Below are 12,328 nucleotides of genomic sequence, written 5' to 3' on the forward strand. Positions count from 1 at the left end.
ACACCACCCTGCGTACGGCTCCGTACAGGGCGGTTCCAATCAGACTCGGGCATGAGGCCCGTAGTGAAGCTTGATCCAGACGGCCCTCATGTCAGACACCCCTTGTTTTTCAAACCAGCGGTGTTCCACGCCTTTCACGGGGGTTTCGAGTCTTACTTATCACCCTGATCTGTCGCCCGTCCGACCGGCCAATCCGTGACCGATGTCCCCGGTTCATCCCTTTTTCTGATTTACCACCCGATCCGTGTCGCCATCCTCGGAAGACAAAGTTCTCCGGAAGCTGCGCACGCGCAACGTCAACCAACAACACCAACCATGAAACCCGCCTCCCTCCTTGCCCTGCTGTCCGTATTGGCATGCGGTTGCAAACCGAACCCAACGACCACTTGGAAACCGCTTCTGGATGGCGGGCATCACATTGGAACGACAGGGGCGACCCTCCTTGCGTTCGCCTACGATGAGAATCCGGACCGGTCGATTGTCTTCTACTTTCCATTTGATATCAATTCGTCAGCTGACCACACCTCCGACACACGGTCTCGCACGTTCGACTACTCCGGCACGATCACGACGTCTCCAGACAACGAGACCGTCCTCAGTTACCACCTTTCATCCTCCGACGTGACGAGAATCCGTTCGAACGAAACCGATTTTGAACTGGGCAACGGATCAGTATTCCATGTCGCCCGAGACGGCACCGTGACACAGCTTCCGTTTTCTGGTTTGCAACCGACCAAGGAATACGTGGTCAAGCTTCAGCAATATTTTGAAGGCCCGGATTCAATGATCCGTGACGCGCCGGATGAATTTTGATGTCATGGCAAGCCGGACGAGAACCACCCTCCTTCCTGAAAACATGAGAACCGCCCTATTCCAGATCCCCCTCATCGTCCTCCTGACAGGTTGTGGCAAAGAGACGCCACCGAAGTCCGCTTCACTCCAGGCTTGGGAAGGCTCCGAAGTGACCGTTCACTTCAGAAGAGATGTTTTGGGCGCATCCGGTTCACCAATCGCGCCAACCACCACCTGGCAGAACCAAACGAAGGTCTCGCTGGATGGTAAGATCATCGAGGCACGCCTTGATGGCGTCTTCTTCGAGAGCCACTACAAGCACAACTCTGGGGACACCGACCTGCGTCACTCGGTGTTCTGGATACCAAACGCATCCATCCTCACGGTGGAATCGAGACAATGAGATGATCCTGCGGGCAATCACTCCCGGCACATGTGGAGCCTGACAAATCACGGGTTGCGAATCACCCAGAAGCCGAAACACGCCCCCCCTTCGACATCGGAAGACATGAACGACTTCCATGGGATGCTCTTCACCATCGTCGAGGACTTTGGCCCAAGCGACGGAGAGGCCTGGACCCACTACCTTGAATGGCGCAGCATCCACTTCGAGCGGTTCGACTCGCTGGATGGCATGCTCAGGCAGAGCCTGTTCACTCCTGAATCGATCGATGACTGGGATCATGTGGTGTGCAGGAACTTCATGGTCAGTTACCTCAAGGATTTTGATTACGCGCAACAGGTCCACCTCCGGATCGGAGCCGGCAGTCTGATGGGTTTCTCCTATTCCGAGCATGACGAGTCGGACGAGGGCTTCCTTGGTTACGACATCATTGACGGTTACTGTGATATCTCGCTGCTCACCAACTGGGGAAATGATGTTGAAATCGTCAACCGTGCCCTTGGATCAAATGCCTTGGTTCCGACGCTCGGCCAGGTCGAGAGCATCCACGCCTTTCTAACGAGCCATCACGGAGACGACAATCACGTCAAGGATTGCAGGGTGATCTCGGTTTACTCGACCCACCCTATGAGGGATGGAACTGCCCGACATGAAACATGAAGAGCCTTGTCGGCGGGATCATCCTGCGACCAGGCCGCGGACGGCATCACTCAGGTGCCCCGTCCATCAGCCGGCTAAGGCGTGACCACGCGGAGGCGGTAGAACTTCCGTGGCTCCTCGGGGGTGGGATCGAGCCAGGTGGTCAAGTCGGCGGTTGGCACGATGCTCTCGACCACGCTCATGTCGCCCAACGATTCGCCGGCAAGCAGCTCGTAATACTCGCCGCGCTTGCTGTTGAAACTCAGTTCGATTCCTGACTCGGTCGACGCGATGCGGAGTTCGGGGTCGGTGGACTTTGTGACCACCTGCACGCCCGTGGTGGCGGAGGTTCCGTCGAGAAACGACAACTCGAGGAAGTAGGCGGTCCAGCCGGATTCCGGTGGGCTGACATTCGCGCGGAACACCCCGCCCTCGTTGGCAACCGCGGTGGAAGTGAATGCTGCTCCGATTGTCTCCAACCTGAAATCGCGAGCCGATGGATTGGTCGCCTGCCACAGCTTGACGGTCGCCCCGGTGACGCTGGTTTGCAGTTCCAGCGTCCCATCTTCCAGGACCGACCAGCTGTGGTCTGGAACCGCCGATGATCCTTTGTCCAAGAGGATGCCATACAGCGGAAGGATCTCCGCCAATGGATTGCTCAACTGGCTGAGCGAGTGGTCGGTATTTGGGTAGTAGCGCAACCATGTATCTCCCGGCAGGCCATCAAGATAGAGCTTCGACGAGTCCGGCAGGAAGAACTGATCACCAGTGGAGTTCAGGATCACCTTCGGCATCGTCAACCGCGACCGGTAGGCGTAGGGGTCGACGATGGCATACAGCTCCGAGGCCTCCGGTGTGCCGCGGAAATCCATCACGCCTGCGTCGACGTAGTCGCCCACCGCGGGAGCCCAGAACCCATAGACATTGAAGTGATGATCGAAGGATTCCTCCAGGTTGAGCGTGTCGATCACCATCGGGATGATGGCGGAAACCCGGCCTTGACCGAGCGGACCATTCTCGGCGGCGGCGGCCAACCACGTCGTCCACCCTCGTTTCGATGCCCCCGCGACGATGAAGTCATCGATCGGGTCGGACGGCTCGATCAGCGCGAGAAAATCCTGCACCAGGTCCATGGCCTTGACCGCTGCGCGGGTCATCGGCAACTGGGCCGGCCAGGTCGTATCCGAGGGATCATCGAGAAACTTGCGCCACGAATGGGCGATCAGCGCATCCTCGGTGCGCGGGTCGTTTTCACCGGCGAACTGGATGGGCTGATTCGGAATCTGCCCGACATCGACAATCACCGAGCCGGTCACGATCGAGACGGGCCCGATCGAATCATCGAGCTCGCCGAACGCAGGAGTGGAAGCATTGGATCCCCCGCTGATGACCAGCAGCGCCGTGCTTGTCTGGATGCGGTCCGGCACATAGATGGAAACCCAGTGTTTCCACAGCACCCGGTCCACCTCCTCCGCAGTCCTCCAGGATCCGGACGTCAGCTCGAGGTCATACCGCTTGTAGAGAAACTTGTCGTCGACACCGATTACCCGATGGTCCGATGTCGGGTCATCGGCATAGACGAAGGTATCGAGCGCCGTCGCCACGGATGCGTCAGACCGCACTGTCATCACGATACCAAGGAGCAGCACGCCCATCACTCTGGCGATGCGTCGACCGAACGCGGAAGTCCATGGGTTCATTGGCATGGTTGTCAGGAGAGCCCTCCCTGACCCCGCCATACACCGATCGCCGGGATGAAGCCACCCGGATCCGTGTCTTTCCCATCGCCTCGGGGGTGCCACCATGGATGGGCATTCAAGCTTGGGCAGCGGCCTGGTGCAGCGTGATTTGCTGGAATGGAATGCCCCAACCATGCTCGTTGCAGACTTCGACACAGACCGACTGGATCAATCGGTTCAGTGCATTCTTCCGCGACCCGAGGGAGCCATCGAAGTCGGCAAGAATCGCATAGTCGAGCGATGACGCGCCGGCACTCGTGAATTCCACCTTCACGGACCGGAGACCATCCTTTCCAACGACCTCCAGCAGTCTCCGTTCAAGAGCCTGCTGAAACACCTCCGGCACCTCGCTGATCGCAATCGCTTGATGAGCGTAGTCGATACCAAACACCACCTGGATCCGGTAGCCACGCGAGAGGTTCTCCGGAGCGAGCTCGAGAAAGTCCCCGGTGGGGTAGGTCTTCAGGCTACCACCCAAACGAAGCACCACGACCTGATCCGGTGTCTGCTCGATCACTTTCCCGTAGGTTTCGTCACCCAACACCACCCAGTCGTCCTTGCGGGTCGGAAACCAAGGCTCTTTCGCGTCGGCCGGACGTGAATGCAGACCCATCACATCTCGGATCGGCAGTCTGAGCTTGCCGCCATCCAGCTCGGGGTTCTCAAAGCGGCACTGGAAGTTGAGCCGCCGGACCCGCCACGGCACTCCGTCGTAGATCATGCGCTCCCCTTCACGGACCGGCCCCAGATTGAGGATCAATTTGACCTGCTCAAGGTAGGGCGGGAGTGCGGTCTTCGATGCCCACAGGATGCCCAGCAGGGCCAGAATCGTGAGAGCCAGCAGCAACCAATCGCCGCGCAGATAGAAGACCAGGACCAGCGCTGCGATCGCCGCCACCACGGCAAGAATCTCGACGATCAGATCCATGGTGCGACCGGCCACACCACCCTTTTTCTTCGAGCGGTTGAGCTTCTTCAGCAGACGATACCCGCGCTTCACGCCGATGGCAGCACCCACGGCGGCCAGGATCGCGATGACAAGGTTGAGGCCCCGGCTTCTCCAGAACTGCTGGAAGAACTCCGAGAGTTTCTCAAAGGTCGTCCGCTGGTCGACTTCGCGCATCGCGATCTGTTGCTCCAGCACGGCGATCTGACTGCGCGCTCTGGCGAGACGCTTGTCCCACATCTCCTTGGTGCCGTTGAGCTCCTCGATGATGGAGTCGGTTTCGGCGAGATCCAGCAGGTTGGTCAGACGCGCGAGCGCCTCCTCGGACATCTCCAGGTGATCACGGGCGGTGTCCAGCTTGCGCCGCATCTCATCCATCTCACGCGGTTCCTCGGTCGCCTCGCGCACTCCCCGGCTGATCGGTTCGAGGATGTCCTCCAGACTCTGCTTCAACGAAATCGACTCCGGCTCGATCCCGAGGAACTTGGCTTCCTCAATGCCGCTGGCCAGCGTCCGAAAGTCGTCGCGCAGCTCTGCAACGCGGACCCTCTGCGCGTTCACCTCCTCCTCGAGTTCTCCTTTCTCCTCTTCGGTCGCTGCTCCTTCAAGTTTCGCCTTCGCCTCTTCCAGGTCCTCCTTGGCCAGCACCAGGGCCGGGGCCAGCTTCTTCAGGGCTTCGAGATCATCACCCTCGGGAGGCGCCGGCGGCACGGCTTCAGGTTCCTGCGCCTGCAGGACCAAAACGCCCAACAGGATCGTCACAAATCTGCCCAAAAGGCCCATGCCTCGCCGCCCGGTGCTCACCCACGTCATTTCCATTCCGACCAAGCTATCAGCGTCCGTCCATCGCTCAACCGGTAAAAGCCGGATGCCGAACTTGCTCCACCATCAGCGATCTCCCCAAAAGCATCGCCTCCGTAGTCACCGAAAATCGCGGTTCCGCCCCGGTGTTGTTCCACACCGTGAGGGTGGTGCGGTTCCGTCATCCCAGTGGGCCGTGACGGCAGCCTTGGTCCCGATACCGGCCCTGCCGACCGGATCCCAAGTGTGTGGGGCGCTGGCGGTCGCTGAAAAGTCACCACGGCCAGTGTGGCATCCACACGGGTTCGTTCGGATCTTTACAGCAGGTCCGATTCTTTTCGTCCTGTTTGCCACGCGCCTAGCTCCCCCATCACCCCCCCCTCGATAGGCCGGCACAGGGATGACCATGCCGGCGAACGGCCCCAGCCGCTTCTCAATCGGAACCGGCCGGCTGGGCGGAGTCCCGTGCCAGGTCCCGCTTGATCAGGGCCACCACCTGTTTTCTCAGCTCCACATCCGTGATCGACTCCGTGCTGCCCAATGCAGCCGAAGGGTTCACGAATCGGATCGATTTCGCATAGGCCGCCACACTGGCATCCATCGCCGGGGATGCCTTGTATTGATTGAGCCAATCGGCCGCTGCACCCGGATCGACCACCGTCAGATTTCTCAGCACCGCAGGCATCGCCTCAAACTTCAGCGGCTCGTCGGGCAACCCTGCAAGCCAGTCAAACGCTTCCCGCGCGTTGCGATCGCTCCACTGATCCGCCAAGGCCTTGATCGCGATTTGCCGTTCATCGGCCGGGAGATCCATCGCCCACGCCACCCCCGCCATCGGGACATCCGACTGCCCCGCCTCCGTCGCCACCAATTCCACCGCAAGACGTCGGGAATCCCCGTCATCGATCGATGCCGCCCACTCGTGCACCTCCTCGGCCTCCGCCACATACCAGTCCTGTAGTAGCACTTCGATGCCTGAGGTTCTCGCCGGACTATCCGCCGCACCCTGCAGGGTCGCCGCCGCCAGACGCGGATCGGACTGGCTGAGTCCGGCAATCACCGACAGCAGGAACACCGGCGGATCGACACCATCGAGAAACGGCGGTCGACTCTCCAAATCCAGCTGTCGACCGTCGAGCATGCGGGAAAGCAGAATGGCGGCGGCCGATGGATCACGGCTGCCCCATTGGAAAAACGTATCGGCCACTCTGGCGGAATCGTGGCGCAGCACCTCGACCTGCCCGACCTCCGACAGGGCGGCTTCCGGGTCCACATCGAGCCACCTGTCGAACACCATGGCGAGAAAACGCTGCCTTTCGGATTTGTCAGCCTTGGAGTCGATCCGGGCGATGAGTGCGGAGAAATCCTGCGCATCCACGCACTGATCGATCAGGTCCAGCATGCCCCGCGTCCTGCCCACCGCCGTCGAAGCCTCCCAGCCAGGTCCATCACCAACCAAACGCCTCCCATCTTCCACCCGCACCATGGACGGAGGAATCCCCCCATCCACCGGCTCACCCATCTGGCGACCACCCATCTGGCGACCACCCGTCAGGAAACGGCCCGCCAGATAGGAAACCGCCAGTGAGGCGGTGACCCACACCACCCACGCCAGTCGGGAACGGGGTGAGGCAGCAGTCATTCGAACACCTCCAGCAGTCGATCACGGATCTTCCGCGGCATCAGATTCTCCCCTTCCAGATAGGACTTCGCACGCTGCGGCTGTTGGCTGATCCACATCCGCCCGAGCTGCTCGAAGGTCTCCTCACGCAACCCTGCATGGGTGATGGACGCCACCTGCTCGAACGCCTTGTCGGGTACGACACCTACCGTACTCCATGCCACGCCCCTGGCCGCGAGATCATGCTCCGCACTCCCATCCTGTTCACTCAACCAATCGGCCGCCGCCAGAGGGTCCCTCCTCGCCCATCGGGTGCCGATCTCGCCGTAGGCATCCGATCGGATCGGGGCCGATGCCAGACCGTCCACCCACGCCGCCGCTTCAGCAGGATCCTGCTGACTCCATCTCGCCGCGACAGCAGAAACCGCCATCATCCGCTCTCTGGAATCGGGCAAGCCCACCGCCCATGCGGCAACCGCCGATCGGTCGTCGGCGCGGCGGGCGATCTGCTGGATGGCACGCTCACGGATCCCTGCTTCGTTCATTGGCAGGCGGTCGAGTCCCGCCACCGCCGCATCCAGCCCGCCCTGCAGCCAAACGCGGGTCAGGAACTCCACGGAGCCGAGTTTCTCCGGACTGTCCGGGGCTTCCAGCAGCAGTTTCAACGCGAAGTCCGGATCCGCCGTGGCGGCACCACGAATCAGCGCCGCCGTCAGATACTCACGTCCTTGCTCCCGGTCGTCGCGGTTCGAGTTCAACCAGGCCAGAGCCGCCTCGGGGTCCTGACCGGCCCACTGACTCAGCGCGGAGAAAAGATAGGGATTCCTTGATCCGCCGACTTCAAGTCTGCCGAGATACCCCACCGCCTCCTGCGGAGCGATCGCCGCCCATTCATCCGCGAGCAGGAAAAGCGCATCGTGCGTCTTCAGATCCTCCCCTTGCTCAAGCCACACGGTGAAGAAGGCCTCCATGGCGGCCGTGTCGGTCGGATCCGGGACCTGCTGCCCGAATGTCCCCCTGAGCACATGCCTATTTCGTGGATCCCGTTCGGACCCCGGCGAGAGCACGGATTCGTGCGGAGGCTTCGCAGCACTTTCGAATACCTCAGCATGCCTGCCAGAGTCGGTCGCGTGGTGCTTCCCGCAAAGAAACATCACGACCCCACCGGCCACCCAAAGTCCAACCCCAGCCAGCCTGCCGAGCCTCATGGCGTCTCGATCTCAACGCGCAGGAACTTCGACGACTGTCCCACGGTGCTGACCGTCGCCTTCATTTCACGGAAATCCGCATTCTCGCCCAGCACTTGCATGGTCACGTCGGTGTCATGCCAACTGATCAAATCATCCGACCACTTGACCTGGATGCTGAGTTCGTCCGCCAGCTTCGATTGCTCATAAATCAGCGAAAAGCCGTCCCCCGCGCGAGCCGCCGTCATCACCGGCCGACTGGCAGCATCGATGGGACTCGCATGCAGGGCGAACTCGACGAGATTGTCATGCCCATCACCATCGGCATCCTCGCCCGGCGCACCATCGCCTGCCGGATCCAGACTGAAGGACGATGCCCACTGCTGATAAGTGCTTGCCGCCCCCACCGGGACGATCTGGATTCCGTGGATTCCGCCATTCCCGCTTCCACGCAGGTAGGTGAGCGTCACGCTCGGGTCGGTCTTCCCCTCGAACACGGCGTAGTTTGCCGGAGGATGGGCACTCCCGGTATCCATCGTCCTCAAGTAGGTCCCCGGATTCCCCACACTGGAGGAGGCGGTGGAAAACGAATAGCTGGTGGTTCCATCGGTGATCGCTCCCGTCCGCCCGTTGCTGTTCGCTCCGAAATACACATACACATCGTATTCCGGATATGGGATGGCGGAGAACGTCACGGAGCAATCCGTGTTCGCATCGGTATCGAGATAACCGCGCATCAACGTTCCGTAGGGCGTCAGGTCTTCGTTGTCCGCGCTCCACATGTTGTTCATGGTGAAGTTCACGGTCGCTCCGGTCGCTCCGCCCTGGCTGTCGATGAGGACGCCGCCCGAAGGTGCTACGATGTTCGCCGTAGAACCCGACGTGGCCCCCTGCGGAAGCGCCGAGGTGACATTCCAGTGGCTCTGCGCCACTCCGGGTGCGCCGGCATGTGCCGACTGGGGGATTCCCACGCCGATTCCTTTCCCGGCTGCCGAGACGAAACTGATGCCGATCGCCAACTGGTTCGATCCTCCCGGATCATCCGCATCGAGAGGGTCCGTCCCGATCCCATTCACTTCGTAGCCATCCGAATACCCGTCCTCATCGCTGTCTCCTGAAAGCGGATCGGTTCCTTCGGCCACCTCGTTTCCGTCATTCAGTCCATCGCCATCCGAATCAACCAGCCCCGGATCGGTCCCCAGATCGAGTTCCTGGGCATCCGGCAATCCATCGCCATCACCATCGATGAAGAAATAGCTGATCACGATGTCATCAACCGCGATGCGCCCGCCATCCTCATTCTTCCTCACCACGAACCATGGATCCGTGACGGGCTCCGTCGTGGTGAAGGCGAACGAGTAATCGACGTTCCCCCCCGTGTTGCCGAGACCATCCTGAAGTCCATCCCCATCGTAGTTCGGCACCGAAGCCAACCCGGAATGGGTGAAGGCAGCCCCAGCAGTCGCCACCGTCGGCTGGGCATCCCGGAACCCATACTCGATCTCCCCTCCCTTCGACCACGTTTGGTTGAAATCGGCCGCCTTGATCGAAACATTCACCGTCGCCCAGGCAGGCAGGGTACCTGTCAGTTGCTGGTGGATCAGATTGTTCGTCCCCCCCTGGAGATACGGGAAAGCTCCGCTGTTCTCGCCGTAGGGAGCCCCACCCGAGACCGTGACCTTCCCCCATCCCGGAGGCGCGGCACTCCAATTCCAGAACTCCGTGAAGGAATCCCCAACGACCGTCACGTCGAAGCTCTTCGTCTTGCTGTTCGCAACCACTCCATCCTCCGTCACCTTGACGGTGATCGTGTGCACCCTGCCTGCCTGAGCCGCGGTGGGGGTCCACGTGATCACACCGGACGCGGAGTCGATGGTCATGCCAGATGGGGCATTCACCAGTGAGAAACCCGGAGTCAGCGGACCTTGCTCGGTGCCGGTGGACGTCTCGGTCACGGTCATGGTGTCCCCCACACTGACCAACTGGTCGGGAATCGTCGCGATGTAAACGGCGCGGTTGTCGGGGTTGGCCTGAATGGTGTCGCTGATCCACGTTCGGTACGGTCGGGTTCGCACGTAGACCGTGGTGGCCCCATACACATTTCCCGTCCCTCCACTGAGCACTCCCGCCACCTGTCCCTCCAGGCCGTTCTTGGTCACATAGATCGGTGAGCCGCTGTCTCCGTTCATCGATCCGTATTCCAGATCGATCGCCGTATTCCCACCCATCACGCTCTTCGAGGTGTTGGTCGGGTGATCCAGATCGATCTTCAAGAGCGCATTGTTCGGAGAACCCAGCGCCTGACCGGTGGCCTGATTGATCTCGTTCTTTCCGGCCCAGCGGACTTCATACCATCGACCCGAGTTGGTCGTCTGTTGGGCTTCCGTCTTGCGGCTGACGCCACTGCCATCCGTCCGGTTGTTCGCCGCACTGGCACCCGACCCGACCCGACCGACCTCATCCCATCCCCCGAAGAGCGGAGCAATCCGGAGAGTCGATGAAGCGGCGTTGGTGCGCACCAAGGCAATGTCGATGGCATTGGCGAAGCGGGTGAAATCGTCATCGAAATGGATGACGCCCAGCACATTCACGTTCGGCAAGCCCTGGTGGTTCACCCCGTTCCACTTCGTTCCCCTCAAGCGCGCACCATTCCCCGCGTTCATCCAGTTCTCGACATTCCGAAGCGTGTGACGCGCATGGACGCCCCAGCGACTGTCGATGGCGGTCGCCCCGGCGATCCCGTACTCGTAGTCCTCCGCCCTCGAAATCGCGGTGGATGCATTGAACTGCGACTCCTTCCCGTAATTCTCATACGAAAGGGTCGGCGTGTCATGACGGATGACGAGGGCCTCGGAGGCACAAGAGAGCCCCACGGAGATCAATGCGAGAAGACGAGCGGACACGGAGGGATTTTCAAACAGTGGAGTGCTGGGCAACCACGACGAACGGGCTGCGGCTGCCCCTTTGATGAACTCACGAATCCCCACAACTTTTACAGTACTTTTCATTTTCCCGTGTTTCTGGTCGGCTTGCATTCCACCACCTTTTCCTAGCCTTGGAGCACCGCCAGTTGCGCGTCGTTGAACTGCCCCGCATCGACCTTCAGCAGGCGGAGATGGTGCATGGTCACGAGCGGACGCAGGTCGGTTGCCGGGGTATCCCTCAGGTCCAGTTCATCCAGATTCAGTCCGCCGGGCTTCCGCAGGGCGTCGATGGAGGAGGCATAAGAGTCATTTCCCACAGCGGCACCATGCACAGGAGACACCGGATCGCGACCCAATTCACGTCCGGGCGAGTTCACCCAGTTCTACCGCGGACAGGCTGGCCCGTCGCGGCGAATCGTCCGCCCTACCCGTTTACCGAAACCCGACCTGCCCGCGGCCTGCGGGAGGAAAGCCATGCCCCGTGGAATTCTCCCTCCTTGTCAAGGCGGGGGCGGCGACCCATGCTCCGCGCCAGCCGATGAAACCCATTGTCACGTTTTCGATCCTGCTCATGCTGCTGAGCTCCTGCGCGCCCAGAGCCATCGTCCTGGGTCGCCCGACTTCCTCGAAACCGCGGGCCTCCACCAGCACATCCAGCAACCGCGGCTACGTCGACAATGATTACTCGACTCCGACGCCTCGTCCCGCCGGCGACAATCTAGGCCTGCTCGACCCGAAAGGTCTCTCGTCCCTGCCCGACGAACAGGACATGCGCCCGACGGGGGGCAACCGGGATTCCGGCCCCGTCATCGCGAATCCTCCGAGTGGGGATTCCCCTAGCGAATAACCACGCCGATCCGGGCACCACCGTAGAAGCCCGAACTGAAGCAGGCGGTGAAACGCCCGCTCGTCGATCGATAGGACCCACAATAACGCGTGCGGCGGATGGGACGACAATACCCCCACCCTCCGTACGTCCGGTAGTCACGGCGATACCCGTAGTATCCCCGCGAATGCCAATCATCGTAGATCGACCGTTGGTTCACACCCTGCCGCTCGCGACGTTCCAGCTCCCGTTTTCTCCACTCGGGGACGAAGGGTTCCGGGGTGGGAGAAGCCGCAGCTCCCTCGACGACCGCCACCTCACCCTCCGAGTCATACCAGACGGTCCCCTCCAGGGCCGCGGCGCAGGGCAGGACGGCCAGCAGCACACCGATGAGGTTCTTCATGGCGACACCATGGCACAGCACGGGACCCGCAGCAAGATCCCACACGC

11 protein-coding genes are annotated in these 12,328 nt (G+C 61.1%); 4 read left to right on the forward strand and 7 right to left on the reverse strand.

The window, feature by feature from the left end; translation table 11 throughout:
- Nucleotides 1-195 precede the first annotated feature (195 nt).
- The 3 genes from JIN81_RS17980 (at nt 196) to JIN81_RS17990 (ending at nt 1,855) form a co-directional block, all read left to right on the forward strand.
- Nucleotides 196-813 (forward strand): hypothetical protein, encoded by a 618-nt coding sequence (locus tag JIN81_RS17980; RefSeq protein ID WP_200283237.1) that lies wholly within the window; start codon nt 196-198, stop codon nt 811-813.
- Nucleotides 814-856: 43 nt separating this feature from the next.
- Nucleotides 857-1,195, forward strand: a complete 339-nt coding sequence (locus tag JIN81_RS17985; protein WP_200283240.1) for a hypothetical protein — start codon at nt 857-859, stop codon at nt 1,193-1,195.
- A 105-nt stretch (nt 1,196-1,300) separates the two neighbouring features.
- Nucleotides 1,301-1,855, forward strand: coding sequence for a hypothetical protein (locus JIN81_RS17990; protein WP_200283243.1), 555 nt, complete (start codon nt 1,301-1,303; stop codon nt 1,853-1,855).
- A 74-nt stretch (nt 1,856-1,929) separates the two neighbouring features.
- Here the strand turns inward: JIN81_RS17990 and JIN81_RS17995 are convergent, their stop codons facing one another.
- The 6 genes from JIN81_RS17995 to JIN81_RS18020 all read right to left on the reverse strand — a co-directional run bounded on the left by JIN81_RS17995 (nt 1,930) and on the right by JIN81_RS18020 (nt 11,393).
- The gene (locus JIN81_RS17995; protein ID WP_200283246.1) at nt 1,930-3,534 is read right to left on the reverse strand and encodes a PhoPQ-activated protein PqaA family protein; all 1,605 of its coding nucleotides are present in this window, start codon (nt 3,532-3,534) and stop codon (nt 1,930-1,932) included.
- Between the two features lie 115 nt (nt 3,535-3,649).
- On the reverse strand, nt 3,650-5,281 hold the full coding sequence (locus JIN81_RS18000; protein ID WP_200283249.1) for a mechanosensitive ion channel family protein: 1,632 nt from the start codon (nt 5,279-5,281) through the stop codon (nt 3,650-3,652).
- 472 nt (nt 5,282-5,753) lie between these two features.
- The gene (locus JIN81_RS18005) at nt 5,754-6,962 is read right to left on the reverse strand and encodes a hypothetical protein (protein ID WP_200283252.1); all 1,209 of its coding nucleotides are present in this window, start codon (nt 6,960-6,962) and stop codon (nt 5,754-5,756) included.
- Complete coding sequence (locus JIN81_RS18010) at nt 6,959-7,966, reverse strand: hypothetical protein (protein WP_200283255.1); 1,008 nt, start codon at nt 7,964-7,966, stop codon at nt 6,959-6,961. Before JIN81_RS18010 ends, JIN81_RS18005 begins: the two co-directional genes overlap by 4 nt.
- Nucleotides 7,967-8,145: 179 nt before the next feature.
- Nucleotides 8,146-11,031, reverse strand: a complete 2,886-nt coding sequence (locus JIN81_RS18015; RefSeq protein WP_200283258.1) for an Ig domain-containing protein — start codon at nt 11,029-11,031, stop codon at nt 8,146-8,148.
- 146 nt (nt 11,032-11,177) lie between these two features.
- Complete coding sequence (locus JIN81_RS18020; protein ID WP_200283261.1) at nt 11,178-11,393, reverse strand: hypothetical protein; 216 nt, start codon at nt 11,391-11,393, stop codon at nt 11,178-11,180.
- Nucleotides 11,394-11,590: 197 nt separating this feature from the next.
- On the opposite strand from JIN81_RS18020, the gene JIN81_RS18025 reads away from it, so the two are divergent.
- Nucleotides 11,591-11,899, forward strand: a complete 309-nt coding sequence (locus tag JIN81_RS18025) for a hypothetical protein (RefSeq protein ID WP_234045434.1) — start codon at nt 11,591-11,593, stop codon at nt 11,897-11,899.
- On the opposite strand, the gene JIN81_RS18030 is transcribed toward JIN81_RS18025, so the two are convergent.
- Nucleotides 11,889-12,281: a hypothetical protein gene (locus JIN81_RS18030; protein WP_200283267.1), complete on the reverse strand. Its 393-nt coding sequence runs from the start codon at nt 12,279-12,281 to the stop codon at nt 11,889-11,891. The genes JIN81_RS18025 and JIN81_RS18030 overlap by 11 nt on opposite strands.
- Nucleotides 12,282-12,328: the final 47 nt, after the last annotated feature.

The sequence above is a fragment of the Haloferula rosea genome (genome assembly GCF_016595525.1).
Lineage (GTDB): Bacteria > Verrucomicrobiota > Verrucomicrobiia > Verrucomicrobiales > Akkermansiaceae > Haloferula > Haloferula rosea.